General features: G+C 69.7%; 29 protein-coding genes. 17 read left to right on the top strand and 12 right to left on the bottom strand.

The features are described 5' to 3' along the window. Position 1: 1 nt before the first annotated feature. On the bottom strand, positions 2–694 hold the full coding sequence (locus tag SPR02S_RS12120) for a copper homeostasis protein CutC (RefSeq protein WP_019057230.1): 693 nt from the start codon (positions 692–694) through the stop codon (positions 2–4). A gap of 206 nt (positions 695–900) precedes the next feature. Then, entirely contained in the window at positions 901–1,584 is a 684-nt protein-coding gene (locus SPR02S_RS12115) for a maleylpyruvate isomerase family mycothiol-dependent enzyme (protein ID WP_019057229.1), read from the bottom strand. Positions 1,585–1,628: 44 nt separating this feature from the next. Here SPR02S_RS12115 and SPR02S_RS12110 point away from each other — a divergent pair, with 44 nt between their 5' ends. Further along, entirely contained in the window at positions 1,629–2,309 is a 681-nt protein-coding gene (locus SPR02S_RS12110) for an HD domain-containing protein (RefSeq protein WP_019057228.1), read from the top strand. A gap of 125 nt (positions 2,310–2,434) precedes the next feature. Continuing rightward, a complete protein-coding gene (locus tag SPR02S_RS12105) occupies positions 2,435–3,484 on the top strand; it encodes a GNAT family N-acetyltransferase (RefSeq protein ID WP_019057227.1) in 1,050 nt (349 codons plus the stop codon). Between the two features lie 74 nt (positions 3,485–3,558). On the opposite strand, the gene SPR02S_RS12100 is transcribed toward SPR02S_RS12105, so the two are convergent. Then, entirely contained in the window at positions 3,559–3,825 is a 267-nt protein-coding gene (locus SPR02S_RS12100) for a DUF4031 domain-containing protein (protein ID WP_019057226.1), read from the bottom strand. Beyond that, complete coding sequence (locus tag SPR02S_RS58930; RefSeq protein WP_245607554.1) at positions 3,822–4,253, bottom strand: DUF8819 family protein; 432 nt, start codon at positions 4,251–4,253, stop codon at positions 3,822–3,824. The genes SPR02S_RS12100 and SPR02S_RS58930 overlap by 4 nt, the downstream gene beginning before the upstream one ends. A 55-nt stretch (positions 4,254–4,308) precedes the next feature. Here SPR02S_RS58930 and SPR02S_RS12090 point away from each other — a divergent pair, with 55 nt between their 5' ends. The 3 genes from SPR02S_RS12090 to SPR02S_RS12080 all read left to right on the top strand — a co-directional run bounded on the left by SPR02S_RS12090 (position 4,309) and on the right by SPR02S_RS12080 (position 7,758). Then, positions 4,309–5,229 carry a MurR/RpiR family transcriptional regulator gene (locus SPR02S_RS12090; protein ID WP_026150451.1) on the top strand — a complete coding sequence of 307 codons (921 nt, stop codon included), beginning with the start codon at positions 4,309–4,311 and terminating at the stop codon, positions 5,227–5,229. Between the two features lie 158 nt (positions 5,230–5,387). Next, positions 5,388–6,323, top strand: a complete 936-nt coding sequence (gene murQ / locus SPR02S_RS12085) for an N-acetylmuramic acid 6-phosphate etherase (protein ID WP_019057223.1) — start codon at positions 5,388–5,390, stop codon at positions 6,321–6,323. A 16-nt stretch (positions 6,324–6,339) separates the two neighbouring features. Continuing rightward, complete coding sequence (locus SPR02S_RS12080; protein ID WP_019057222.1) at positions 6,340–7,758, top strand: PTS transporter subunit EIIC; 1,419 nt, start codon at positions 6,340–6,342, stop codon at positions 7,756–7,758. Between the two features lie 16 nt (positions 7,759–7,774). Here SPR02S_RS12080 and SPR02S_RS12075 read toward each other — a convergent pair whose 3' ends face one another. Then, on the bottom strand, positions 7,775–8,917 hold the full coding sequence (locus SPR02S_RS12075; protein WP_019057221.1) for an acyl-CoA dehydrogenase family protein: 1,143 nt from the start codon (positions 8,915–8,917) through the stop codon (positions 7,775–7,777). Positions 8,918–9,005: 88 nt separating this feature from the next. Between SPR02S_RS12075 and SPR02S_RS12070 the strand changes: the two genes are divergently transcribed. Then, positions 9,006–10,043 (top strand): AraC family transcriptional regulator, encoded by a 1,038-nt coding sequence (locus SPR02S_RS12070; RefSeq protein ID WP_019057220.1) that lies wholly within the window; start codon positions 9,006–9,008, stop codon positions 10,041–10,043. Between the two features lie 88 nt (positions 10,044–10,131). Then, positions 10,132–11,037, top strand: coding sequence for a TIGR03620 family F420-dependent LLM class oxidoreductase (locus SPR02S_RS12065; protein ID WP_026150448.1), 906 nt, complete (start codon positions 10,132–10,134; stop codon positions 11,035–11,037). Positions 11,038–11,120: 83 nt separating this feature from the next. Here the strand turns inward: SPR02S_RS12065 and SPR02S_RS12060 are convergent, their stop codons facing one another. Both SPR02S_RS12060 and SPR02S_RS12055 read right to left on the bottom strand, forming a co-directional pair. Next, positions 11,121–11,807, bottom strand: a complete 687-nt coding sequence (locus SPR02S_RS12060) for a class I SAM-dependent methyltransferase (protein WP_026150447.1) — start codon at positions 11,805–11,807, stop codon at positions 11,121–11,123. 110 nt (positions 11,808–11,917) lie between these two features. Next, positions 11,918–12,310 carry a hypothetical protein gene (locus SPR02S_RS12055; RefSeq protein WP_019057217.1) on the bottom strand — a complete coding sequence of 131 codons (393 nt, stop codon included), beginning with the start codon at positions 12,308–12,310 and terminating at the stop codon, positions 11,918–11,920. 113 nt (positions 12,311–12,423) lie between these two features. Between SPR02S_RS12055 and SPR02S_RS12050 the strand changes: the two genes are divergently transcribed. From SPR02S_RS12050 to SPR02S_RS12030, 5 genes are all read left to right on the top strand, one after another. Next, entirely contained in the window at positions 12,424–13,263 is an 840-nt protein-coding gene (locus SPR02S_RS12050) for a helix-turn-helix domain-containing protein (RefSeq protein ID WP_019057216.1), read from the top strand. After that, positions 13,247–13,453, top strand: a complete 207-nt coding sequence (locus tag SPR02S_RS12045; RefSeq protein WP_019057215.1) for a DUF397 domain-containing protein — start codon at positions 13,247–13,249, stop codon at positions 13,451–13,453. The genes SPR02S_RS12050 and SPR02S_RS12045 overlap by 17 nt, the downstream gene beginning before the upstream one ends. A 40-nt stretch (positions 13,454–13,493) precedes the next feature. Further along, a complete protein-coding gene (locus SPR02S_RS55600; RefSeq protein WP_019057214.1) occupies positions 13,494–13,661 on the top strand; it encodes a hypothetical protein in 168 nt (55 codons plus the stop codon). A 125-nt stretch (positions 13,662–13,786) separates the two neighbouring features. Further along, entirely contained in the window at positions 13,787–14,458 is a 672-nt protein-coding gene (locus SPR02S_RS12035; RefSeq protein WP_019057213.1) for an SCO4225 family membrane protein, read from the top strand. Positions 14,459–14,531: 73 nt separating this feature from the next. After that, positions 14,532–15,098, top strand: coding sequence for a hypothetical protein (locus SPR02S_RS12030; protein ID WP_019057212.1), 567 nt, complete (start codon positions 14,532–14,534; stop codon positions 15,096–15,098). Between the two features lie 26 nt (positions 15,099–15,124). Here SPR02S_RS12030 and SPR02S_RS12025 read toward each other — a convergent pair whose 3' ends face one another. Further along, the gene (locus SPR02S_RS12025) at positions 15,125–15,991 is read right to left on the bottom strand and encodes a metallophosphoesterase family protein (protein ID WP_019057211.1); all 867 of its coding nucleotides are present in this window, start codon (positions 15,989–15,991) and stop codon (positions 15,125–15,127) included. A 111-nt stretch (positions 15,992–16,102) separates the two neighbouring features. On the opposite strand from SPR02S_RS12025, the gene SPR02S_RS62980 reads away from it, so the two are divergent. Together SPR02S_RS62980 and SPR02S_RS12015 are read left to right on the top strand one after the other, a co-directional pair. Further along, positions 16,103–16,249 carry a hypothetical protein gene (locus tag SPR02S_RS62980; protein WP_019057210.1) on the top strand — a complete coding sequence of 49 codons (147 nt, stop codon included), beginning with the start codon at positions 16,103–16,105 and terminating at the stop codon, positions 16,247–16,249. Next, a complete protein-coding gene (locus tag SPR02S_RS12015) occupies positions 16,246–16,521 on the top strand; it encodes a hypothetical protein (RefSeq protein ID WP_019057209.1) in 276 nt (91 codons plus the stop codon). Before SPR02S_RS62980 ends, SPR02S_RS12015 begins: the two co-directional genes overlap by 4 nt. A gap of 35 nt (positions 16,522–16,556) precedes the next feature. Here SPR02S_RS12015 and SPR02S_RS12010 read toward each other — a convergent pair whose 3' ends face one another. The 4 genes from SPR02S_RS12010 to SPR02S_RS11995 all read right to left on the bottom strand — a co-directional run bounded on the left by SPR02S_RS12010 (position 16,557) and on the right by SPR02S_RS11995 (position 22,203). Further along, positions 16,557–17,687: an NADH:flavin oxidoreductase gene (locus tag SPR02S_RS12010; RefSeq protein ID WP_019057208.1), complete on the bottom strand. Its 1,131-nt coding sequence runs from the start codon at positions 17,685–17,687 to the stop codon at positions 16,557–16,559. Positions 17,688–17,928: 241 nt separating this feature from the next. Continuing rightward, entirely contained in the window at positions 17,929–19,557 is a 1,629-nt protein-coding gene (gene groL, locus SPR02S_RS12005) for a chaperonin GroEL (RefSeq protein ID WP_019057207.1), read from the bottom strand. Between the two features lie 290 nt (positions 19,558–19,847). Next, positions 19,848–21,158, bottom strand: coding sequence for a cation:proton antiporter (locus SPR02S_RS55595; RefSeq protein ID WP_019057206.1), 1,311 nt, complete (start codon positions 21,156–21,158; stop codon positions 19,848–19,850). A 187-nt stretch (positions 21,159–21,345) separates the two neighbouring features. Further along, a complete protein-coding gene (locus tag SPR02S_RS11995; protein ID WP_245607553.1) occupies positions 21,346–22,203 on the bottom strand; it encodes a HalD/BesD family halogenase in 858 nt (285 codons plus the stop codon). 354 nt (positions 22,204–22,557) lie between these two features. Here SPR02S_RS11995 and SPR02S_RS11990 point away from each other — a divergent pair, with 354 nt between their 5' ends. From SPR02S_RS11990 to SPR02S_RS11980, 3 genes are read left to right on the top strand one after another with little or no spacing between them, the layout of a single operon-like run. Beyond that, positions 22,558–23,328: a B3/B4 domain-containing protein gene (locus tag SPR02S_RS11990; RefSeq protein WP_019057204.1), complete on the top strand. Its 771-nt coding sequence runs from the start codon at positions 22,558–22,560 to the stop codon at positions 23,326–23,328. 36 nt (positions 23,329–23,364) lie between these two features. Next, entirely contained in the window at positions 23,365–25,317 is a 1,953-nt protein-coding gene (locus SPR02S_RS11985; RefSeq protein WP_019057203.1) for a KedN5 family methylcobalamin-dependent radical SAM C-methyltransferase, read from the top strand. Beyond that, positions 25,318–26,325 carry an EamA family transporter gene (locus SPR02S_RS11980; protein ID WP_019057202.1) on the top strand — a complete coding sequence of 336 codons (1,008 nt, stop codon included), beginning with the start codon at positions 25,318–25,320 and terminating at the stop codon, positions 26,323–26,325. The last annotated feature ends 7 nt before the right edge of the window (positions 26,326–26,332 follow it).

Genomic DNA, 26,332 nt, shown 5'->3' with positions numbered 1-26,332 from the left:
TTCAGGCTCGGTCGAGGACCGCCCGCCACTCGGCCACCGCCGTCGCCGACACCGGCCGCTCCCAGCCCGCCGGGCGGGCGGCCCCGCCGATGTGGAAGGCGTCGACTCCGGCGGCGAGCAGGGTCGGTACGTGGTCGAGGCGCAGGCCGCCGCCGACCAGGATGCGCTGCTCATAGCCCGGTTCGCCGCGCAGGGCCGCCTCGCGGAGCAGCGTGGGGAGGCCGTCGTCGACGCCGTCCGCCGAGCCGGCGGTGAGGTAGGCGTCCAGGCCCGGCAGGTCGGCGAGCTGCTTACGCAGGGCGTCGCGGTCGGCGGCGCGGTCGATCGCGCGGTGGAACGTCCAGGCGCAGCCGTCCAGTTCGGCGACGACGCGTTCCACCGCGTCCAGGTCGACGCAGCCGTCCGGGTCGAGGAAGCCGAGCACGAACTGGTCGGCGCCGGCGGTCCGCAGCTCCCCCGCGACCCGGACGAGCCGGTCCACGTCGCCCGCGGCGAACCCGTCCGCGAGGCGCAGCATCACGCGCAGGTCGATGTCGACGGCGGCGCGGATCGCGGCGAAGGTCTCCACCGGCGGGGTGAGTCCGTCGGCCGCGATGTCGGTGACCACTTCGAGGCGGTCCGCGCCTCCGGCCTGGGCGGCGATCGCGTCCTCGGCGCCGAGGGCGATCACCTCCAGGACTGCACGCGTGCTCATAGGACCCCTTCCGTCGTGTTCCCTGGAGCGGCTACAGGTCTAGTCCAATCTCAGGGTACGCGGGAGGTCAGGGGGTTGCGAGATCACCCCCGTCGCCGCGCGTCGCCGGGCATCCGTCAACCTCCGTCAGTCGCCGTCAGTCGCCGTCAGTCGCCGTCAGTCGCCGTCAGTCGCCGTCAGTCGCCGTCAGTCGCCGTCAGTCGCCGTCAGTCGCCGAAGATGTTCAGCTCGGCCGGTTCCGCGCCCGCCAGCTCGTATCCCGTTCCGTCCGGCACCGGGCGTCCCGAGTACAGCCGTACGAGCGTGGGCGCGTCGCCGATGTAGCGCGCCGGGGTCAGCTCGCCCGACAGGTCGCCCAGGCGCAGCGGATCGTCCAGGTCGTCGAGGTCCGCGTGCAGCGGCCGGTGGTTTTTCTGACGGGTCACGAGGCCGAGAAGGGTGAGAGCGGACCCCAGCCCCGCGCCACCGTAGGCGCCGGGCACGCCGAGGACGTCCCGTACGTCACCGGCGTGCACCCACTCGCCCAGCGCAACCGCGTCCAGCGCGCCGCCCGCGCGGGCGATCGCGGCGCCCGCCTCGGTCATGCCCCGCTCCAGTTCGTCGATGACCTGCGCGTTCGTCCAGTCGGCCCGCTCCGCGATGTCCCGGTCGTTGGCCTCCGGCGAGAACACGCCCTCCTCGAACCGCCGCTCCACCACCCGCGTCAGCGCGGCCGAACAGTGCGCGAGCACATCCCGCACGGTCCAGCCCGGACACGCGAGGGTCGCCAGCGCGAAGTCCGCGTCGGGGCGGGAGCGGAGGAGCGGGATCAGCGCGTCGCGCTCGGCGGTCAGGAGGCGACCGGGGAGTTCGGGGTCACGTACGTCGTGTGCTGTGTCGGCGTAAGTCATGCGTTCCACGCTAGGGGCACGGGCGGGGGAGGAAAATAAGGGGCATGGCCGATCTCGACGCCCTCCGCACCCGCTGGACCCGCGCCCTCGAAGGGGCCCGCACGCCCGCCCACACACCCGGCAGCACACCTGCCCGCACACCCGACGGCGGTCCCGACCCGTCGCCGTACGCCGAGAATCTCCTCGCCCGCTGGCAGGAGCCGCAGCGGCACTATCACACGCTCACGCACCTCACCTCGGTCCTCGACCACATCGACGTGCTGGAGAAGCACGCGGACGACCCGGACGTCGTACGGCTCGCGGCCTGGTTCCACGACGCGGTGTATCTCCCGGACCGTTCCGAGAACGAGGAACGGTCCGCGCGGCTGGCCGAGCGGGCGCTGACCGAGGCGGGTGTGCCGGAGGCGAGGACGGCGGAAGTCGCCCGCCTGGTGCGGCTGACCATCACCCACGACCCCGCCGACGACGACCGCGACGGCCAGGTGCTGTGCGACGCGGACCTCGCGATCCTGGCCGCGCCGCCGTCGGCGTACGCCGCCTACACCGCGGCCGTCCGCGAGGAGTACCACTTCGTGCCCAACGACGCCTTCCGGGACGGCCGTTCGGCAATCCTGCGTCAACTGCTCGATCTGCCACGGCTGTTCAGGACGCCGTACGGGGCCGCGGAATGGGAGGCGACGGCGCGCTACAACCTGGCGGCGGAGCTGGAACTGCTGGCACCTTGATCACGGCGGGCGTCGGCAATCACGGCGGGCGTCGGTATTCACAGCGGGCGTCGGTCGCCGCCCGTATGCTCCCCGGCATGGGGACCACGGGCGGAAATATGGCCGGACATACAGGCGCACACCAGGTGGAAGAGGCCGTCGCGAGCTGTCTCGCACTGCTGGGGACGGCGACGGACCGGGACTGGGACGGGGTGAAGGCCGGCCGGCTGGAGTGGAGTTGCCGGTACACCGCCGAGCACATCGCCGACGATCTCATCTCGTACGCGGGGCAGTTGGCCGGTCGCGCGCAGCACGCGTACGTCCCCTTCGCCCTCACCCTCGACGACGGCACCGACAACTCCGGTGTCCTGGACGTGATCCGGACGACCGGCGCCCTGCTCGCCGCCGCGATCCGCACCACACCGCGCGAGGTGCGCGCCTTCCACCCGTACCCGTTCCGCAGCGCGGACCGCGAGGGATTCGCCGCGATGGGCACCGCCGAGGTGCTGCTGCACACGCACGACATCGCCGAGGGCCTGGGCCTGACCTACCAACCCGCCCCCGAAATCAGCGAGTTCGTGCTCGGCCGGATCTTCCCGCACATCCGCCCCGGCGCCGACCACTGGCGCACCCTGCTGTGGGCGACCGGCCGCGCCGAACTCCCCGGCCGCGCCCCCGTCACCGACTGGCGCTGGAGCAACAACCTCGTCCACACCACCGACCGCCTCACCCTCCAGGGCATCACCCCCAGGTCCGCCGGTGACCTGGTCGCCGGCGGCGACGGCGGGTTCGAGTGGATCGAGGGCGGCCCGTACCAGGGCACCCGGGAGGCCTCGACGTTCCTGCTGAAGGCCTACGTATCGGGCGTGCACCGCCCGGAGTTCGGCGTGTTCGCCCTGGTCCGCCGCGAGGACGGCCGGGCGGTCGGCGGCATGGGCTTCCACGGCGTCCCCGACGAGGAGGGCCGCACGGAGATCGGCTACGACCTGGCGGAGGGCGCCCGCGGCCAGGGCTACGCGACGGAGGCGCTGCGCGCGCTCTCGGAGTGGGCGCTGGCCCGGGACGACGTACGCACCGTCTTCGCGATGATCGAACGGGACAACCTCGCGTCGCAGGCCGTGGTCACCCGGGCGGGGTTCAAGAAGGTGAGCGAGGAGGACGAGGAGTTCGGCTACGAACTCGGGCGCACCGAGTAACTCCGCTCGGGCACACCGAGTGACTCCGCTCGGGCACACCGAGTGACTCCGCTCGGCCGCACCGAGTAACTCCGTTACTGTGCGCGCCCCTTGGGCCTGCGCAACCCCGCCGCCGTCAGCAGCCGCACCACCTCCCGGCTCCTCACCTCCACCGCACCCGCGGCCACCATGGCCGCGTAACGATGCGACGGAATGTCGTAGTGATCGCGCTCGAAGGCCCGGCGCGGTACGCCCAACTCCTCGGCGAACAGGTGGAGTTCGTCGTACGAGACATCGCTGACGAGGTGGGACCAGAGGCGTCCGTGCCCCGGCCAGGTCGGCGGGTCGATGTACACGGTCACAGGGAGCCCAGGTTTCCCACAGCCGCGACCTTCACGCCCGCCTGGTGGCAGACCCAGTGCGGGTCGGGTCCGAGCTCCGGTTCGACCTCCAGGGCGTGCGGGTCGCCGGACGCGCAGACCGGGCAGAGCGGCCAGCGCCCGTACGCCTCCAGCAGCGCGTCCTGCACGTCCTGCGCGACCAGCCCGGCGACGTACTCCACGCCCTCCGGCCACTGCTCCACCCACCAGCGCCGCTGCACGATGGACTCCTCCATCATGGACACCACGTCCGCCGCGACGACCTCGCGCGCGGCCAGATCGGCCAGCACGAGGGCGCGGGCGGCGTGCAGCGCCCGCTCCAGGGGGCTTATGGGGGCGGGCTCGTCACGGGGGTCGTCAACGCGCTCGTCAATGGGGTCGTCGTCAGGGGTGCTGTCGGATGATGCCATGCACCCATTGTGCGCACCCTTGACCGGACCACCGCCGCGAAAATATCTTTCAAAGGTGACCCAGGACGTGAAGGAAATTTTCGGAAGCGCCTCCGGGAGTCCCGGGAGTACGCCACCCGCCGCACTCGCCGCCAAGGTGCGCACCCTCGCCCCCTCCATGACCCGCTCCATGCAGCGGGTCGCCGAGACCGTCGCCGCCGACCCGGCGGGCTGCGCGGCCCTCACGGTCACCGGCCTCGCCGAACTCACCGGCACCAGCGAGGCCACGGTCGTCCGCACCGCCCGCGTCCTCGGCTACCCCGGCTACCGCGACCTGCGCCTCGCCCTCGCCGGGCTCGCCGCGCAGCAGCAGTCCGGGCGGGCGCCCGCCCTCACCACCGACATAGCCGTCGACGACCCCATCGCCGACGTCGTCGCGAAACTCGCCTACGACGAGCAGCAGACCCTCGCGGACACGGCTGCCGGGCTCGACACCGTCCAGCTCGGCGCGGCCGTCACCGCGCTCGCCGGGGCGCGCCGGGTGGATGTGTACGGCGTCGGGGCGTCCGGGCTCGTCGCCCAGGACCTCACCCAGAAGCTGCTCCGCATAGGCCTCATAGCCCACGCCCACAGCGACCCGCATCTTGCCGTCACGAACGCCGTGCAGCTGAAGGCGGGGGATGTGGCCATCGCGATCACCCACTCCGGGTCCACGGGTGACGTCATCGAGCCGTTGCGGGTGGCTTTTGAGCATGGGGCTACGACCGTTGCGATCACGGGGCGGCCGGACGGGGCGGTGACGCAGTACGCCGATCACATCCTCACGACGTCCACGGCTCGGGAGAGTGAGCTTCGGCCGGCGGCGATGTCGTCCCGGACGAGTCAGTTGCTGGTGGTGGACTGTTTGTTCATCGGGGTGGCGCAGCGGACGTATGAACAGGCGGCACCGGCTTTGTCGGCGTCGTACGAGGCGCTGGCGCATCGGCATAGGCGTTAGAGGCGCGTTGTTTTCTGCGGGTGCGTCGTGGCTGGTCGCGCAGTTCCCCGCACCCCTAAAAAGCACCGGTCGACCTGCGTTTTTAAGGGGCGCGGGGAACTGCGCGACCAGCCCCCACCGGCCGGCAGACAAGAACGAACAGAAAGAGCCGCCGATCCATGACCTCAACGTCCAACCCCCGTGACCTCCGCTCCGAGTTGGAGTCACTCACCACCGAAGCCTTCCGCCCCGAACTCGCCGGTATCGATCAACTCCCCACCCCCGAAATCGCCCGCCTCATGAACGCCGAGGACGCGACCGTCGCCGCCGCAGTAGCCCTCCGCCTCCCCGAAATCTCCGCCGCGATCGACGCCGTAGCGGAACGCATGGAAAAGGGTGGCCGGCTGATCTACATGGGCGCCGGTACCGCAGGACGCCTCGGCGTACTCGACGCGTCCGAGTGCCCGCCGACGTTCAACACGGGCCCCTCCGAGGTCGTCGGCCTGATCGCCGGTGGCCCGGACGCCCTGGTCACGTCGATCGAAGGCGCCGAGGACTCCCGAGAACTGGCCGAGGCCGACCTCGACGCGCTCACGCTGACCCCCGACGACACGGTGGTCGGCATCTCCGCCTCGGGACGCACCCCGTACGCGATCGCAGCCGTAGCGCACGCGCGCCGGCTCGGGGCATTGACCATCGGCCTCTCCTGCAACCCGCACAGCGCCCTCGCCGCAGCCGCCGAACACGGCATCGAAGTCGTCGTAGGCCCCGAACTCCTCACCGGATCAACGAGGTTGAAGGCGGGCACGGCCCAGAAGCTCGTGCTCAACATGCTGTCGACGATCACGATGATCCGGCTGGGCAAGACGTACGGGAACCTGATGGTCGACGTACGCGCGTCGAACGACAAGCTGCGCGCCCGCTCCCGCCGTATCGTCGCGCTCGCCACCGGCGCGGACGACGCGGAGATCGAGCGGGCCCTGTCCGCCACCGACGGCGAGGTGAAGAACGCGATCCTCGTGGTCCTCGCCGGGGTCGACGGCCCGACGGCCGCCCGCCTTCTGGAGGAGTCCGGCGGCCGACTGCGCGCGGCGCTGACCGCTGCGGCCGACTGACCAGCACGCTCAGGGGGTGGATACTCCGTACGACACCGCCGCCGCCCTCCTCCCCCTCGTCGGCGGCCCCGCGAACGTCACCTCCGTCGCCCACTGCATGACCCGCCTCCGCCTCGGCCTGGCCGACCGGTCACTGGTGGACGAGGAAGCGCTGCGGGCACTGCCCGGCGTGCTCGGGGTCGTGGCCGACGACACGTACCAGATCGTGCTGGGGCCGGGGGTGGTGGCCCGGGTGACCCCGGAGTTCGAGAAGCTGGTGCGTGGCGCAGCCGGTGAACTGGCCGCGCGCGGCGCCGAGTTGAAGGAAGCACAGCGCGCTCGCAACGCCACCCCCGGCAAACTCCTCCTCCGCCGGATCGCCAACATCTTCGTCCCCCTCATCCCCGCTCTCATCGGCTGCGGGGTCCTCGCCGGTCTCAACGGGCTGCTGATCAACATGGGTTGGCTCCCGGGAGTCACCGGCGCCCTCGCCGTCATCCCCTCCGCGTTTCTCACCCTCATCGCGGTCTTCGTCGGTTACAACACGGCGAAGGAGTTCGGTGGGACACCCGTGCTGGGCGGGGCGGTGGCCGCGGTCGTGGTGTACCCCGGGGTCGCGAAGGTCACGGCCTTCGGGGTCGCCCTCTCCCCCGGCCAGGGCGGGGTGCTCGGCGCACTCGCCGCCGCGTTGCTCGGCACGTACGTCGAGAAGTGGTGCCGCACCTGGGTCCCCGCGACCCTCGACGTTCTCGTCACCCCCACCCTGACCGTCCTGGTCGCGGGCCTGGCGACGCTCTACGGCCTCATGTACGTGGCCGGTGAGATCTCCACCGCGATCGGCACGGCCGCGAACTGGCTCCTGTCCACCACCGGCCCCTTCGCGGGCCTGATCCTCGGCGGCCTCTTCCTCCCTCTGGTGATGCTGGGCCTCCATCAGGCCCTCATCCCCATCCACACCACCCTCATCGAACAGCAGGGCTACACCGTCCTGTTGCCCATCCTGGCCATGGCGGGCGCGGGCCAGGTCGGTGCGGCGGTGGCGGTGTACTTCCGTATGCGCCACGACACTTCACTCCGTACGACCATCAAGTCGGCACTCCCGGCAGGGCTGTTGGGCGTCGGCGAGCCGCTCATCTACGGCGTCTCGCTCCCCCTCGGCCGACCGTTCCTGACCGCGTGCGCGGGCGGGGCGGCGGGCGGGGCGTTCGTCGGGTTCTTTGCGATGCTGGGCGACAAGGTGGGGGCGACGGCGATCGGGCCGTCGGGGTGGGCGCTGTTCCCGTTGCTGGCGGGGAGCAGGGGGCTGGGGATGACGGTGGCGATCTATGGAGGCGGGCTGCTGACGGGGTACGCGGTCGGCTTCCTCGCCACATACGCCTTCGGCCTCACCCGACGGGACCGAGCCACCGATGACCAAGCCGCCGATGATCAAGTCATCCAGGGCCAAGTCGCCTAGCGCAGAACGGAGTTGGTCAGAGATCCAGCGCGCGGCTGATGATCTCCTTCATGATCTCGGACGTCCCGCCGTAGATCCGCTGGACGCGCGCGTCGGCGTACCGGCGGCAGATCGGGGACTCCCACAGATAGCCGGAGCCGCCGAACATCTGCAGGCAGTCGTCGACGACCTCGCCCTGCAGCTCGGTGGTGACGAGTTTCGCCTCGGCGGCCTGGTCGGCGGTGAGGAGGCCCTGGTTGTGGGCGAGGACGCAGGTGTCGACGAAGGCCTGGGCGGAGCTGATCCCGGCCCGCATCGCGGCCAGCCGGAAGCGGGTGTCCTGGAATCTCGCCAACGGCCGCCCGAACGCGGTGCGTTGTTTGGTGTGCGCGATGGTCTCGCGCAGTGCCGCCCCCGCCTCGGCCACCGCACCCATCGCGACGACGAGCCGTTCCAGGGCGAACTGCCGCATCAGCAGGGCGAATCCCTGGTCCGGGCCGCCGAGCACATCGGCGTCCGGAACGTACACGTCGTCGAAGAACAGCTCGGCGGTGTCCCAGGTCCGCAGCCCGAGTTTGTCGAGCTTTCGGCCCAGGGTGAAACCGGGGGTCCCGGCGGCCACCAGGAACAGACCGATGGCATGCCCCTCGCCGGTGCGGGCGGCGACGATGACGAGGTCGGCGTTGACGCCGCTGGAGATGAAGGTCTTGGCCCCGTTGAGCAGCCAGCCGTCCCCGTCCGGGGCGCGTACGGCGTGGGTGCGCAGGGCAGCCACGTCCGACCCCGTCCCCGGCTCGGTGATCGCGATGGCGAGCACCGTCTCGCCGGAGACCGCGCGGGTGAGGTGCCGGGTCTTCTGGTCCTCGGTGCCGAACTCGGCCAGGTACGGGGCGACGACACACGAGTGCAGCGGGGCCGCGAAGCCGGACTCACCGGCGTCCGCCAGCTCCTCGATCATGATCTGCTCGTAGCGCAGGTCGGCCAGACCCAGACCGCCGTACGCGGGATCGGCCCACGGGCAGAGCAGGTTCCGCGCGCCCGCGAGCCGCCAGACGTCCTTCCCTACGATCCCCTCGCGCGCCCAGCCGTCCTGCCTCGGCACGACCTCGTGCTCGATGAAGCCGCGCCAGGCCGTCCGGTACGCCTCATGGGCCTCGTCGAAATATCCGTTTCTGATCACGCCCCGACGGTAGGCGCGCGGCGCGGATGGCCGTCATGACCGCAGCGCTCACGGTCGTTGACCTGCGTGTCCCGTACGATCGGCGCTCATGGCCACGCCTCCCGCGTACAGCGCTCCGACCCGCTCGGTCGCCATCCACCACGTACGGGCCGCCCTGCGCGGAGCCGAGCGGCACGGCGTGGACATCACCCCGCTCCTCGAACAGGCCGCCGTACCACCGGAGTTGCTGAACGTCCCGCTCGCCCGCGTATCACCGCAGCAGTTCGCCCGGCTCACGAAGGCGGTATGGCAGGCCCTGGACGACGAGTTCCAGGGCCTCGGCCCACAGCCCCTCAAGGTGGGCACCTTCGCGATGATGTGCCACGCGGTGGTGCACTGCAGCCCCGATCTACGGACCGCGATCAACCGCAGCAGCACCTTCTACGGCCTCTTCCCCGGCGGCCCCCGCTTCCAACTGGAGGAAGGGGCTGGCGAGTTGGGACAGCAGGCGGCACTCGTCTTCGACCTCACCGCCTTCGACGACCCCGACCACTACCTCGCCGAGTCCGCCACCGTCGTGGCCCACCGCTTCGCCGGCTGGCTGATCCGCCGCCGGATCGCCCTCACCCGGGTCGAGTTCAGCCACCCGGCACCACCCCACGCGCTCGAATACGACCTCCTCTACGGTGCCCCGTGCACCTTCCGGGCCCCGCGCACCGCCCTCGTCTTCGACCGCGCCCTGCTCGAACTGCCGGTGCTCCAGGACGAGTCGGGGCTGCACGCGTTTCTCCGCCGCGCCCCCGGCGACGTACTCGCCCGCCTGGACTACGGCAGCACCGCCGCCGCCCAGGTCCGCCGACTCCTCGGGCAGTCGCTGCCGGACCGGATGCCGGACCCCGAGGACATCGCGGCCCGGCTCGCGGTGAGCGCGCAGACCCTGCGGCGGCGGCTGGCGGCGGAGGGCACCTCGTTCCAGCGGATCCGCGATCAGCTGCGGCGCGACGAGGCCATCGCGGCGCTGGCCACGGGCACGGTCTCCATCGAGGACATCTCGCGGCGACTGGGCTTCTCCGAGCCGAGCGCCTTCCACCGCGCGTTCAAACGCTGGACGGGTTCCGCGCCCCGCTCCTACCAGCCCGGAGGCTGAGCCACCTCCCTCCTGCGAACGCCCGGGTCAAGGACCTTGAGCGGCACGGTCACGGCAACCGCCCGCCCCCACCCCCTACCGTCCCCGTATGACAGTGGTGGAAGAAGCGGGACTCGGCCGCGTGGGGATCTGGACCGCGAGCCTGGATGCCGTGGCCCCGGCGGCGGCCGGGCAGATCGCGGCCGAGCTGGAGGAACAGGGCTGGGGCACCCTGTGGTTCGGCGAGGCGTACGGCCGGGAGGCGTTCAGCCAGGCGGGGTTGCTGCTCGCCGCGACCTCACGGATGCGCGTGGCGACCGGCATCGCCAACATCTGGGCGCGGGGCGCGGTCGCGGCGAACGCGGCGTCCCGCACGCTGTCGGCGGCGTACGGCGGCCGGTTCGTGCTCGGACTCGGGGTCAGTCACCGGCCGCTGGTCGAGCGGGTGCGCGGCGGCAATTACGGCAAGCCCGTCGCCGCGATGCGCGAGTACCTCACGGCGATGGCGGGCGCGACCTTCTACGCCGCCGAGGCCGACGCGCCCCGGCCGCCCGTCCTGATCGCCGCGCTCGGCCCCCGGATGCTGGAGACGGCCCGCGAACTCGCCGACGGCAGCCACCCGTACCTGGTGACTCCGGCCCAGACCGCCGAGGTACGGGCGGCGCTCGGCCCGGACAAGATCGTGGCCGTCGAGATGGGCGCCGTACTCACCAAGGACCGCGAGACCGCACTCCGCCGGGCCCACACCCACCTGGACATCTACACCGGCCTGCCGAACTACCGCAACAACTGGCTGCGCGGCGGCTTCGACGAGACGGACCTGGTGCGCGGCGGCTCCGACCGGCTGGCCGAGGCACTCGTGGCGTGGGGTGACGAGACGGCGATCCTCGACCGGGTGCGCGAGCATCTCGACGCGGGGGCCGACCATGTCTGCGTGCAGGCTCTGATGGAGTCGCCGTTCGAGGTGCCGGCCGAGCCGTGGCGGGAGCTGGCGCCCGCGCTCGTGGGTGCATAGCGATGGCGCGCCGCCGGGCCCACCAGTGCCTGGAGCGGCTGCCGTCGACCCTCTCGACGAGGTGGTGCATCGGGTGGACGGAATCATGCCAGGGGTGCCCGCCACACCAGCGTGTACCGCCAGAACAACCGCCGCCGCGGCCGGACCCGCGGCAGTACGCGGATCGCCTCGCGGCGGACCTCGGCGAAGGTCATCTCCGGCGGCCGGGTGACGGCGGTCATGGCCACCGGGCGGGACACGGCCCTACGGCCCCGGTTCTTCACCCAGCCCATGGCGAGGTTCAGGGGGACGGAGACGAGGCCGAGGGCGTCGTCGACGGCATCCGCCTCGCGGGCGCAGCCGACCACCACGAGGGTTCCACCCGGGGCGAGTTGGTCACGGAAGCGGGTGAGCGTCTCGGCGAACGGGAGGTGGTGGAGGGCGGCGACGCAGGTGATGACGTCGTAGGGGCCGGCGGGGATTCCGGCCCGGGCGTCGGCGACGGTGAAGACCACGGGGACACCGGAGACGCCGGAGACGCCGGGTGGGGTCAACTCCCGTGCCCGGGCGATGATTTGGGGATCGGAGTCGATGCCCTCCACACCACCCGCACTCCTCGCGGCAAGCAGCCGCACCAGGTCGCCGCTCCCACAACCCACGTCCAGGGCTCGCCCGAACCTGCGGGGCAACTGCCGTAGCAGCCAAGGGTGGTAGTGGGCGTTGTGGCTCCAGGGGCGGGCGGAGTTGAAGGATTCGAGGGCCCGGAGGAGGCGGGGCGGGAGTGTGGGCATGGGGTCAGTCGAGCACGTCGGCCGACTCAGGGCAGGCGGCTCAGGGCAGGGGCTCGGGGAAGGGCAGGGGCTCGGGGCCGGGGCTCAGGGCAGGGGCTCAGGGCAGGGGCTCAGGGCAGGCGGGCTTCGCGGTTCCGTTCCCGGACCCTCGCCCGCAGAACCTCCTCCTGCCCGGCGGGTCCCGTCGACTCCGGCGGGCAGTCCCACTCCCGGCCGCCGGCCACGGGCCGCAACTGCACATTCCCGCCCACGTGTCCCATCACTTCGCCGACCCGCCCGTCCCGTACGTCCACGGCGTGCGCGCCGATCGGGGGCCGTTCGCCGCGCAGCACGGACGCGAGCTTCTCGGCGGTACGGATGTTGCAGCGCCCCAGCGTGACCAGCGCGAACTTTTCGTCGCTCGCGCCTGTCACCGGGTCCACGCACAGGGACGGCAGGACGACACCGACATCGGTGAGCGCCTCCCGCAATGTGGCGACGACTTCTTCAGTCGATCGCAGCATGCCTTGCACCTCCACACAGAGTTTGCTGTTCGCAACACAGCGTGTCGGCAACGTGTCTAACCTGGCTATACGGGGAGTCCCAACAAATTTGGCTGTTAGGACAGGGAGTTGCTGTGGCAGGACCGAAAGATCTCGACCCGTCTTCGTCACCGCGCGCCCTGCTCGGCGCCGAACTCCGTCACGCCCGCGAGAAGGCGGGCCTCAGCCAGGACGAGTTGGGGCAACGGCTGTTCGTGAGCGGGTCGTTCATCGGGCAGTTGGAGGCGGGGACGCGGCGGATGGTGCCGGAGTATGCGCGGATGCTGGACGCGGAGTTGGGGACGGGGGATTTCTTCGCCAGGAATTGTGGGGCGGCGGCGAAGTCGAGGTATCCGGAGCACTTCGCGGAGGCGGCGGAAGTGGAGACGGAGGCCACAGCGATCAGGCAGTACGCACCGCTCCTGATCCCCGGACTGCTTCAGACCCCGGCGTACGCACGAGCGGTGAACCGCGCCTACGATCCGACTGCGCCGGAGGGGACGATCGACGAGTGGGTGGACGGCCGGATGGCGCGGACGCGCCTACTGGAACACCCAACAAAACCGTTGTTGTGGGTCGTGCTTGACGAAGCGGTGCTGCGCCGTGAGACCGGCGGCCGTGCGGTGATGGCTGAAGCTCTGCACCACGTCGCGGGTGTTGCCCGTCGAGGCCGAGTCATCGCGCAGGTACTGCCGTTCAGCGCAGGTGCGCACAAGGCCATGGAGGGCTCGATGAGGCTGATGGACTTCGGGGACGCCCCTCCACTGGTCTACTTCGAGGGACCTGGAACCGGACGGTTGGAGGACGACCCGGCCACCGTCGCCCAGTTGAGGTTCACCTTCGAGCTGCTCTCAGCCTCGGCACTCCCACCGGCGAACTCCCTGGATCTGATCGAAGCCATGGCGCAGGATTACGCCCATGAGCAACTTCCCTGACTACGACCTGAGCACGGCCACGTGGCACAAGTCCAGCTACAGCGGCGGGGGCGGCAACGAGTGCCTGGAGGTCGCCAACGGCCATCCCGCCCTCGTCCCCGTCCGGGACTCCAAGAACCCCCTCGGCCCGAAACTCGTCTTCCCGGCCTCCGCATGGTCCACGTTCGTCGAAGACCTCAAGCACGCCTGACACCAATGTCACCAGCTGCGTACCGCCGTACGACCGCCGGGTGGAACCGGGGCTGACGCAGGCGAAGATCTCCCGTGTCGAGGGCGCCGACACCATACCGATCCTCTCTTTGCTGCGCCGCCTGACCCTGGCCTTGAACGCCTCACTGAACATCGCGCTCGACGACGACCACGAAGAAGTCACGTTCACCGCCCACCCGGCGGCTTGAGGGACGGCGGGAGGTAAGTCCTTCCGCCCCTCCCACTGAGTACCGGTACTCATGTCCGAACGCGCCCCCCGGTCCACCGTTGTCCTCACCACCCAGGACCGACCGACGCGAAGGACGACACCTCGATGCCGCAGACCTCCCGCCCGCGCCGTCTCCTCGCCCTCGCCACGGACAACTGGCCGGCCCGGGCCTACCTGATCGCCGTAGCCGGGTCGGTCGCGGCGATGTTCGTCGCCCCGGAAAGCCCCGTCGCCGCAGGCCCGTTGATCCTCACGGCGCCGCTCTCCCTCCTGAGCGTGATCCTGCCCTTCGGCCCCGGCACCGAGGGGCCACTACAAGCGCTGGCGTTCGGCTCGTGGACGGTATGGCTACTGCTCTGCGCCCTCGTGAACGCCGCCGTACTCGGCGCCCTCGCGAAGAGATCCACGACGACGACAATCACCGCGCAGGAGCGAACAGCCTCGGCACCTCCCACCCGCACCCGCACCCTTGCTCGGCTGCGCACCCTGCTCGCCCCCGCCGTGGACAACTGGCCCGCGCGGGCATACCTCGCCATGGTCGCGGCCTCGCTGGTCTTCTTCCTCTGCGCCGACTACATCCTGGCGGACCCGACATTCGCCGGACTCTGGCCGCTGATGGCCACGGCACCGGCCGGCTTCCTCGCCTTCCTCCTGCCGACGTCGAGCCCGTTGGCCTTCGTCGCCGCCACTATGGCCCTGTGCGGGCTGGCCAACGCCGTACTGCTCGGCCACCTCGCCCACCGGCTCCGGGCAGGGGCGGCACACCCGGCCACCTGAGCGGAGAACGGGCGCCGCCGTCCCCATCCAGGAGAACCGGCCCGCGGCAAAGCCGACTATCGTCGACAGGACCATGAACCACGCCCAGCAGACCGCCCTAGGCCGCGCCCTCCGCCTCCTCGGCGAGCACGGCGAGGCCCTCGCGTCCGACACCCCCGACGGCAAGCTCCACGAGGTCAAGGCGGACCTCAAGCGCGCCCTGGACCTCCTGGACGACAGCGTCAGCGGCGCCGCGCCCACCACCCGCTGCCCGGAGCATCCCAACGGCCCGGTCGACGCCGACGCCCCCGACCTCTGCCTGCTCTGCGAGACCCGCCGCCGCTCGGCCCGCCGCTCCGAGTTCAACGGCCCCGCCCCGACCCGGCCCACCGACACCACCCCTTCCCGCTACGGCGTCCGCGAGGACCGCCCGCAGGCCCAGCAGCGCTGGCTCCCCGAACTGTGGAACGGCCAGGCCTGGCAGCTCTGCGGCACCCCGCGCCGCGACCGCCACGAGGCCGAGCTGTACATCAACGCCGCGCGCCGCGGTTCGCGGCCCGCGATGGCGTACCGGCTCGTGCACGAGTTCACCGACTACGAGGTGCTGCGGGTCTGGGGCACACCGGTGCACGTGGATATCGAGCCGCTGGGAAACCTCTGACCCCGGCTACCCCTCGGGGACCCCGGCTACCCCTCGGGCGTGTGCCGTTCGACGATCGACCGGACCTGCTCCGCGTCCAACTGGTACACCGTCTCGTGCGCCCGAGGATCCCGCGCGTGGAAGGTGTGGAACATCGGTCCGGTCTCCCCGCCCAGCTCCACCAGCGACGCCGAAGCCCCACGCACCGCCCGCTCCGCGCCGTAGGCCGTCGTCAGGTCCATCCGGTTGACGACACCGGGCGTGACCCACACCGGCGTCGCCTCCAGGAAGCCGAAGAGCTGGAGGTGGAAGTGCCCGGTCAGGACCACCCGTACGTCACTCCCCCGGATCGCGTCCGCCAACTCCCCGGGGTTCTTGAGCCCAAAGGCCCGCTGCATCGGCGTACCGAGGTTGATCGGCGGATGGTGGAAGGCGAGAACGGTCCCGTGCTCGGCCGGAGTCCTCAACTCCTCCTCCAGCCAGTCCAGTTGGGCCCGACTCAGCACCCCGTACACCTCCCCCGGCACGAGCGAGTCGAGCGTGATGAACCGATACCCGCCGACCGTACTGACGGCAGCACACCCGAACTCCACCGGAAACACGGCGTCCGCGGCCACGTGCCCACTCCCGAGCACCTTCCCGAACGCCTCCCGCTCGTCATGGTTCCCGGTCGTGTAGAAAACCGGCACCCCACCCATCGACCGCGCGAACCCGCCCACCAACTCCTTCACGGCCGCATACGCCTCCACCGCCCCGTCGTTGGCGAGGTCCCCGGTGACGACGATCGCGTCCACCCCCCGCTGATGCCGCAGCTCGGCGAGCATCAGCCGCAGCGAGTCGGTCGCGTTGATGCCGTGGCGGTTGGGGGCGTCGTCGCGTTCAAGGTGGGTGTCGGACAGGTGCAGGATCCTCATGTGCGCGAACGCTAGCCCGAGTTGGGGGCCGGCGGACAGGGCCGGAGCTCGGCAGGTGGCCCTACCGCCTCAGCCCTCAGGAACCCCGCTTATGCTCGCGGCGAGGTGAGCATGAACATTTCGGACCGGGTCTACGGGGTCCGCGCCCTGGCCTGCGCCTGCGGCGGGGACCAGGAAGGGCAGGCCGTACGGCCCGCGCTCCTGCTGGTGGCGCCCTACGCGCCCGCCCTCGGGTTCTTCGGACGGATCGCGGCATGACGGGGCTGATCAGGCAGTTGCGGGTCTCGCTCCTGGTCACCCTCGGGTTCTCGGTCTTCGACCTGGCGGACGCGCTGCTGCATGCCGTGTGGTCGGGCGGCTTTCTGGCGGCCCTGGGCGACTGGGGCCTGACCACGCTCGCCCTCTGTGTCCTGGTGGCTGCGGCGCACTCCACGCTCTACGGCGTGGTGCGCCTGAGGCGCCGGGTGCGAGAGCGGCACGTCGGTCCGGGCCACGACGGCGGAACGACAAGAACGGCCAGGGTCGATTAGACCACCCCGGCCGTTCCCCATCGTCAACTCGGGCGTCAGCTCAGCGACTTCAGCGCCGCCGCGTCATACGGCGCCAGCTCCTCCACCCGCCCCGCGAGGACCTTCGCAGCCCACTCCGGATCCTGAAGCAGCGCCCGCCCCACCGCCACCATGTCGAACTCGTCCCGCTCCAGGCTGTCGAGGAGATCGTCGATGCCCTTGAGCGGAGCACCCTCACCCCGGAACCCCTTGAGGAAGTCCCCGTCGAGGCCGACCGAACCGACCGTGATGGTCTGCTTGCCGGTGAGCTTCTTCGTCCAGCCCGCGAGGTTGAGATCGGAGCCGGCCTCCTCGAACTCGGGGAGCCAGTAACGACGGGTGGAAGCGTGGAAGACGTCAACTCCCACCGCCGCGAGCGGGGTCAGGATCGCCTCCAGCTCCTCCGGCGTCTCCGCCAGCCGGGCCTTGTAGACGTCCTGCTTCCACTGCGAGTAACGGAAGATGATCGGGAACTCCGGCGACACCGTCTCCCGAACCGCCGCCACGATCTCCGCCGCGAACTTCGTACGGGCGACCGCGTCACCGCCGTAGGCATCCGTACGACGGTTGGTGCCCGACCACAGGAACTGGTCGAGGAGGTAGCCGTGGGCCCCGTGCAGCTCGACCCCGTCGAAACCGATCCGCTCCGCCGCGGCCGCCGCCTCGGCGAACGCGCCGATGACGTCGTCCAGGTCCCGCTGCGTCATGGCCGTACCGGTGACCTCGTCGCTGCCGATCCTCAGCCCGGACGGGCCGACGGCGGGCGCGTCCGCATACGGCGGCTGGCCCTGCTCGCGGACCATGCCGATGTGCCACAGCTGCGGCACGATCGTGCCGCCCGCCGCGTGCACGCCCTCGGCCACCTTCGCCCAGCCGGCGAGCTGCTCCTCACCGTGGAAGCGCGGGATGTCGTCGCTCTGACCGGCGGACTCGTGGCCGACGTAGGTCCCCTCGGTGACGATGAGGCCCACACCCGCGGCGGCACGGCGGGAGTAGTACCCGACCACATCTTCACCGGGGATGCCGCCCGGCGAGAACTGCCGGGTCATCGGCGCCATCGCGATCCGGTTCGGGACGGTCAGGCCGTTGAGGGTGATCGGACGGCCGAGGATTTCGGCCGCTCGGGAGGCGGGGGCGGTCGTAGACACGTGTGGGGGCTCCTCGGGATTACCGGGTATGAGGCACTGGGCACCAGGTACCAGTTGGTATGTGCGTATGCATCGATCATGCGTCAACAACAACCACCTGGCCAAGCCCCTCATTCCGACCGTCCGGCACCTCGGCCTGTGATCCCGAACACCCGTGACCCCGGACATGCCCGAGGGCGGCACCTCCTGCAGAAGCAGGAAGTACCGCCCTCGGTAAGACCGTTGATCAACCAGAGGTCGATCAGAAGTCCATGTCACCGCCCGGCATGCCGCCACCGGCGCCCGCGCCGGCACCGGCCTTCTCGGGCTTGTCGGCGATGACGGCCTCGGTGGTGAGGAAGAGCGCGGCGATGGACGCGGCGTTCTGCAGGGCAGAGCGCGTGACCTTCGCCGGGTCGATGATGCCCTCGGCGATCATGTCCACGTACTCACCGGTGGCGGCGTTGAGGCCGTGACCGATGGGCAGGTTGCGGACCTTCTCGACGACGACTCCGCCTTCGAGACCACCGTTGACGGCGATCTGCTTCAGCGGGGCCTCGAGCGCCAGCTTGACGATCGCGGCACCGGTGGCCTCGTCACCCTCGAGCTCGAGCTTGTCGAAGACGTGGCCCGCCTGGATGAGCGCGACGCCGCCACCGGCGACGATGCCCTCCTCGACGGCCGCCTTCGCGTTGCGAACGGCGTCCTCGATGCGGTGCTTGCGCTCCTTGAGCTCGACCTCGGTGGCCGCGCCCGCCTTGATGACGGCGACGCCACCCGCGAGCTTGGCGAGGCGCTCCTGGAGCTTCTCGCGGTCGTAGTCCGAGTCGCTGTTCTCGATCTCGGCGCGGATCTGGTTGACGCGACCGGCAACCTGGTCCGCCGAGCCCGAGCCGTCGACGATCGTCGTCTCGTCCTTGGTGATGACGACCTTGCGAGCGCGACCCAGCAGGTCCACGGTCGCGTTCTCCAGCTTGAGGCCGACCTCCTCGGAGATGACCTCGCCGCCCGTGAGGATGGCGATGTCGCCGAGCATGGCCTTGCGACGGTCACCGAAGCCCGGAGCCTTGACGGCGACGGACTTGAAGGTGCCGCGGATCTTGTTGACGACCAGCGTGGACAGGGCCTCGCCCTCGACGTCCTCGGCGATGATCAGCAGCGGCTTGCCCGACTGCATGACCTTCTCCAGGAGCGGGAGCAGGTCCTTGACGTTGGCGATCTTCGAGTTGGCGATCAGGATGTACGGGTCGTCGAGGACGGCCTCCATACGCTCCATGTCGGTGGCGAAGTACGCCGAGATGTAGCCCTTGTCGAAGCGCATACCCTCGGTGAGCTCAAGCTCGAGACCGAAGGTCTGGGACTCCTCGACGGTGATGACGCCTTCCTTGCCGACCTTGTCCATCGCCTCGGCGATGAGCTCGCCGATCTGGGTGTCGGCGGCGGAGATGGAGGCCGTAGAAGCGATCTGCTCCTTGGTCTCCACGTCCTTGGCCTGCTCCAGCAGGGCACCGGAGACGGCCTCGACGGCCTTCTCGATACCGCGCTTGAGGGCCATCGGGTTGGCGCCTGCGGCTACGTTGCGCAGACCCTCCTTGACGAGGGCCTGGGCGAGCACGGTCGCCGTGGTCGTACCGTCGCCGGCGACGTCGTCCGTCTTCTTGGCGACTTCCTTGACCAGCTCGGCGCCGATCTTCTCGTACGGGTCCTCGAGCTCGATCTCCTTGGCGATGGAAACACCATCGTTGGTGATCGTGGGGGCGCCCCACTTCTTCTCGAGGACGACGTTGCGGCCCTTGGGGCCAAGGGTGACCTTGACGGCGTCGGCGAGCTGGTTCATCCCGCGCTCGAGACCGCGCCGTGCCTCCTCGTCGAACGCGATGATCTTGGCCATGTGAAGTGGTCCTCCCGGACTGGGGTGGATTGCTCCGGACCGCGCTGGCGCCCGCGACGGACGGCCTGCCTGCCCCGTGGTTCCTTGCACCACCTGGCCTGCGGGCCTCACCGACCCGGTCCTTCGTTATCACTCTCACCTTCAGAGTGCTAACGCCAATGATTAGCACTCGGCATGGTCGAGTGCAAGCGGCTCCCGAGTTCTGGCACCCTGTCCCTCCTCGGACGGGACATGCGGTGTCCAAGGTGTCCACACTCAGAAGAACCAGGTCAGATCTCTTCAGAACCAGGTCAGATCTCTTCCGACCTGGCCGTGCCCGCTGTGTGCTGGTCCGGGACGTGCGGGGCCGGCGCTGCGCCGGGTGTGCGGCCCCTGTTGTCGAAGCGGTCGATGAGAGTCAGCGCGGGTGCCGTGCACGCCGTGGTGACCAGCGCCATGATCACCAGGGAGAGGTAGAGCGGCGGAGTGAGGACGCCCGCGCTCAGACCCACCTGGAGAATGATCAGTTCGGTCAGGCCCCGGGTGTTCATCAGGACTCCGACGCGCAGGCCGTCGGCGCCCCGGTGGCCGGAGAGCCGCGCACCGAGCCAGCCCCCGCCGATTTTCGCCAGGGTGGCAAGCGCGACGGTGAGGAGCGTCAAGGAGGCCGAGAAGCCGGTGAGGTCGCGGGTCAGGGCGGTGAGGCCGGTGGCGACGAAGTAGATCGGCAGGAGGAGAGCGCCGATCCGGCCCACGGATTGGGTCACTCGTTTCCAGCACACGGTGCCCGGCAGCGCGAACCCGGCCAGGACCGCTCCGAAGATCAGCGTCATGCCGAAGTGTGCCGTGGTGAAGGCGAGGGCCATGGCGAGGGCTGCCGTGCAGAGCTGGGCGGCGCGAGGCGCGAAGTCGCAGAGCCGCTGCGCGTGGTGCGTGCGCAGCAGGCGGTTGAGGAGGAGGGCCGTCAGGGCGCCCAGGGCCAGCACGCCGACCGACTTGAGGAAGGAGCCGGGTTGACCGGTGCGTAAGCCGACCGCCAGCGCGAGCAGCAGCCACGCGGCCGAGTCGATGGCGATGGCGGAACTCAGCGCGAGCCTGCCCGGGGCCGTGTCCGTCATATGGCGGTCCGTGATGACACGGGCCAGGACCGGCACGGCGGTGACGGCGAGGGTCACCGCGACGAGCAGGAAGAAGGCGGGGGCGGGCGCCGAGCCGCGTACCGAAGGGGCTCCGAAGCGGGTGACCCAGGCGGCGAGCAGCGCGCCCGCGGCCAGGGCCGGCACGAAGGAGCCCAGGGTCACCCAGGCCGCCGACTTGAGGGAGGGGCGGGCATGCCGGTCCTTCAGGCGGTGGGCGAACTCGACGAGGAACAGGACAAGTCCGAGTTCGGCCAGGTGCTTGAGCCAGGACAGGATCTCCGTGGGAAGGACGGTGTGGAACCGGTCGGCCCCCAGGGCCCACAGCAGGAGCGGACCGGTCAGCATTCCCGCGGCGATCTCTCCGATGACCTCGGGCTGCCGGGTCCGGCGGGCTGCCCACCGACCTGCGGCCACGACCACTACGGCGCCGGCCATGACCGTCGCCAGGTGCAGCAGGAGGAGCCCGTGGTGCCAAGGGTGCATGGTTTCGTGCCTTCCCAAGTGGCCAGCAGGCGGCGGGAGTTGAGCCCATACGACGAACCCACCGGCGCGCGTTCGCAAGGGGCCGGTGAGTTCGTCGGTTCGCGGTAAAGGCTGCTCAGGGACCGGTCGGGGCAACGGCTGGGCGGGTCGATGCCGGCAGTGCGCCGGTCGCGCCGACCGGGGGCGGTCAGTCGAACATGGCGCCCATCGTCTCGTGGGTGACGTTCTTCTTCAGGTCGCGTTCAGCGGCGAACGTGGTGTTGAGGATGATGCGTGTCTTGTCCTCGGACAAGGGAATCGTCCGGTGCAGGGTCGTGTCCGTGCGGAAGAAGTACAGGTCCCTGGTGACGTTTCCGTAGGTGCGGATGGGGTTTTCGAGGATGTAGTCCATCACCCGCGGATCGGACTTGTCCCAGTCCGTGTGCGGGATGCACTGCAGGGCCCCGCCGTACTTCAGGTCCGGGGCCTCGATGATCCACACGATGGCGTAGCTGAAGTCGCCCCAGTGCCAGCCGTGGGTGTCGCCCTTCTTGTGCTGGTGCAGGATCGCGTATTTCTCGCCGTCCCAGGAACAGTCGATGACGGCCTCGGCCGCGAGCCTGGACAACGCGTCCCTGAGCGCCGAGGAGTTGTAGACCGCCGGGATGAGGCTGCCGTCCTTGATGATGGCGGAGGCGCTCACGGTGCTCATGTAGCGGGGCGAGTTGCTGGTCTCCGGCAGATGGACGTCGATGCGTTTCTCGTGCTGCGCGATGATGTCGCGTACTTCTTTTTGCAGCCCTTCGAAGACGGCGTCCGGAACCAGTTCGCGGACCTTTATGTAACCTTCGCGCCTGAATTTCTGCGAGTCTCGCCTGAAGCGTTCATCGTCGAACACCTCAGAGATGTGCTCGGCGAGAATTGAATCGATGTTTTCCGGGGTGACCTGCGTGGAGCTCAATTCATCTGACCCTTCATCTCGAATGGACCCGATGGCTCGATTCAACGGTGAGCCGCGTTCGGCTCCGACAGCAACCCCGCCCCCTGCAAGTGTGACGCGAGTCACTCCCGTATTCGCGCCTTCCAGCCGCCCCGCATGCGGCGACTGCCTCGAATGTCCACATCTAAACAATGGCCGATTCCCGCCGTGCGAGAGCCATTCCCATCCGGAATTCTGTCTTCGATATCGGCCTTGACGTACTGTCGCCAGAGCGGCGGCTCCGCCATCGGGCCTGTCCTGACCAGGAAGAAAGCCCGTGGTCTGCGGAAAATTGGTTCGGCTGAATTAACCGCCGCCCGTAGGTGGTGGCATGCGCCGGTGCTCCACCGGCCGCCCCGTGTCCAGCCCGGCGGGCCGCCCGTTGATCAGTCGTCCGTCAACTGACCGAGATTCGCGCACCACCTCACCGGAAAGTGCTTGATGAACCACGAGACCGAAGCCGCCGCCCGCACGACCGCCAAGGCCCGCACCCTCCAGCTGAGCGTGGCTCCAGACATCGCCGCCCGCTACCCCGACTGCCGCACCGCCGCCGTCCTCGTGCTCGGCCTGAAGAACGCCGAGCCGTGGCCGGAGACCGAGGAGGAGCTGGCGGGCTTCGAGGCCGAGGTACGCGCGGGCACGCGGACCCTGTCGGAGGAGGATGAGCCGACCATCGCCGCCTGGCACGAACTGCTGCGCAGCTTCGGCACCAACCCCCGCAGGACGCGGCCGAGTGTCGACGCGCTGCGGCGCCGGCTCCTCAAGGCGGGTCGGCTGCCGCGGATCTCCCCGCTCGTGGACACCTGCAACCTCGTGTCCATGAAGTACATGCTGCCGACGGGCGGTTACGACCTGACCGGCATCCGGGAAGGCTTCTGCCTGCGCTACGCACGCCCCGGCGACACCCATGTGCCGCTGGGCAAGCCCGACGAGCGGGAGACGCCCGTCGAGGGCGAGGTCGTCTACGGCGACGGCTCCCACGTCCTGACCCGCCACTGGAACCACCGGGACGCGGACAACACCAAGGTCACCGCGGCGACCCGGGACGTGATGCTGCTCCTGGAGGGCATCGCATCGGTGATCCCCCCGGATGTACTGGCCCAGGCGCAACGAGAACTCGCGGACCGGGTGACCCCGCACAGCGACAGCGTGACTCTGTACCACTTCGACCCCACCGCCGACACGGAGGTCACCTGGGTGGCCAGCGGCTGACGGCCCACTTCATCTTCATCATGGAGGCATCCGTACATGCTCAAGATCGCCTTGGTGCAGCAGAGTGCCTGGGACCTGCCGGTTGATTCCATGCCCCTCGCGGCTGGTTATCTGAAGGCAGTGCTCGACGCTGATCCCGACATCGGTCGAGAAGTCGACGTACGAATCCACAACATGCGCGGTGGATGGTCCGTGAACGAGATGACCCGGACCATCTTTCATGACGAGGTACCCGATGTGCTCGCCTTCTCCGTGGTGGGCTGGAACTATCGGAACTTCTCCCTCCTGGCCGAAGTGCACAAGCAGTTGAGGCCCGACGGCCTCACCATCTTCGGCGGAAACCACGTGAGCCATCAGGCGCCGAAGGTGTTCCGCGAATGCCCATCGGTCGACATCGTGGTGAACGGCGAGGGCGAGCTGACGTTCCGCGAATTGATCAGCTCGGTCCTCGCCGACCGCCGGGATCCCAACCTGCCCCCCATATCCGGAATTTCGTTCCGCACGGACGGCACCGATTTCATCACCACGCCGGACCGTGACCGTATCAATGACCTGGACATCATTCCGTCCCCGTTTCTCACCGGCGCGATACCCTTACTCGATCGCAACGGAAACTTTCCCTATGAATTCGCTTTACTGGAGACGAACCGGGGCTGCCCGTACCGCTGTTCCTTCTGTTACTGGGGTGGCGCCACCGGCCAGCGGGTGCGCTCCTTCTCCCGGGACCGGCTGGCCGCCGAACTCGATCTGTTCGGATACCACCAGGTCCCCACGGTCTTCCTGTGCGACGCGAACTTCGGCATGCTCGAAGCCGATGAGGAGTTCACCGAAGACCTCCTGAAGATCAACGAGAAGTACGGGTTTCCCACGTCGCTCGAGGCCAACTGGGCCAAGAACAAGTCCCAGCGCTTCCACCGCATCGTGCGCACCCTGAAGGAGCGCGGCTTCAAGAGCTCGTTCACGCTCGCCCTGCAGACACTCTCGGACGAGGCGCTCACCGGCATGCAGCGCCGCAACATGAAGCTCAACCAGTGGCAGGACCTCAGCGACTGGCTGGCCGACGAAGGCATGGACGCCTTCGTCGAGCTGATCTGGGGAGCGCCGGGAGAGACGGTCGAGTCGTTCCTCGACGGATACGACAGGATCGCCGAGAAGGTGCCGCGCATCGCCGTGTACCCGCTGCTCCTGCTGCCCAACACGGCCTACAGCGAACAGCGCGAGCTGCACGGATTCGTCACCGTGCGCGGCGAGTCGGACGACTTCGAGTACGTCCTCGCCAACCGGACCTCCACGCTGGCGGAGAACTTCGCGATGCAGCGCTTCATGTTCCTGGCCCGCATCCTGGGGGAGAACCAGTACTTCAAACGGCTATGGCGTCCGGCCCGCGTGCTGGCCGGGATGAGCCAGTCAGAGGTGATCCACTCGCTGCTGGAGTGGATCAGCGCCTCGGACCACCCGTCCGTGGTGGCGTTCCGCGAGGCGTTCCCCGTGCTCGCCGAGTCCCCCGCCGTGGCGAGCGGGCACCGCCTGCTCTACTCGGGCCCGGAGCTCGACGCGGAGATCGAGCGGTGGTGGAACGAGACGGTCGTGCCACGGTTCCCCGCCGGGTGGACCGAGTTCGGCCCATACTTCTACCGCTTCGAGCGCCTGGCACGGCCTGTCTACCAACCCCCCGGCGCCGCGCTGCCCGACGGCTGGCGCGAGGAGGGCGACACCTACGTGAGCAGCGGCCTCGTGAGCTTCCCGTTCGACGTCACCGCCGCCTACGACCGGCTCGCCACGGGCGACCTGACGGCTCCCGAGCCACTGGACACCGCGTACGAGTTCCGGTCCCGGCGCGGCTTCTACCACCATCTCGACAACCACGAGACCGGTGCACACTACTTCGGGACCGCCACCCCGCCGGCACCCGACGACCGGACCGAGCCCACGGCGCCCGGTTCCCGGATCCCGCGCAACACCCTCACACCCGTATCGGAGACCTCGTAATTGCCTGACCGCCCCAAACAACCCCAGACGTCCCACGTCGTCAGCGGCATCGCCCCGATCCTCGGCTTCGCCTTCCTGACCGCCGCGCTCGACGTCTACGGAGGCAGCACGGTCCAGGACGTCAGCCCGCAGGTGCTCGCCGCGGTCTCGTTCTCCATGACCGCGGCGTTCTTCCTCACCCTGCAGGCTGTACGCGTCGGCCTGCCCGCCGCACTTCGCCCCCTGCGCACCCACCCGTACGACGTGGCCGCGATCAACGTGACCACCGCCGTCACCTGGCTTTCGATGCTGTTCGCGCTCAAGTACCTGGAGCCGGCCGTGGTCAGCGTGGTGGTGGTGGCGCTCGGCCCGATCCTCACCATCCTGATGGGTCCCGTGCTGCGGCGCGGAAGCAAGGCCCTGAGGGCCGAGGTCGCCGCGTCCCTCGGTGTCTGCGTCGTGCTCGCGGTCCTGGTGTGGGAGTCGTTCACCGGTCGCAGCGCGGTGGGATCGCTGGAGCCCGGGCACGCCGTCGCCGGATTTCTGCTGACGCTGGCCTGCGGCATCGGCTCGACCGCCAACATCATCTACATGAAGCGGCTGAGCGAGGCCGGGCAGACGCCGCAGGCGGTCCTCGCCATCCGCTTCTTCCTGATGATCGCCATCACCTGGGTGCTGACCGCGCTGAGCGAACGGCCCGGAGTCGGCGCGGCGTTGTGGCCCTCGCTCATCGTCGCCGTCATCGGTGTGGGCCTGCCCATCTACGTCCTGCAGATCGGCATCAAGCACACCGAGCCGATCACCACGTCGCTGCTGATCTCGGTGTCTCCCCTCATCACGCTGCTTCTGCAGCTCCTCGACGGACGGCTGACCACCTCAGCGGTCAGCTGGGTGTGCACCGTGGCCCTGATCGTCCTGATGTCGGTGGGCGTCGTGAAACGCGCCCAGGAAGACCGCAGACAGGAGCCATCGGCACCCCTGCCGGACGGCGCCTCGCTCAATCCCCCCGAAGACACGAAGACCCTGTGACGGGTGA

Source organism: Streptomyces prunicolor NBRC 13075 (assembly GCF_000367365.1).
Classification (GTDB): domain Bacteria; phylum Actinomycetota; class Actinomycetes; order Streptomycetales; family Streptomycetaceae; genus Streptomyces; species Streptomyces prunicolor.
This window is presented reverse-complemented; position numbering and strand designations above follow the sequence as displayed.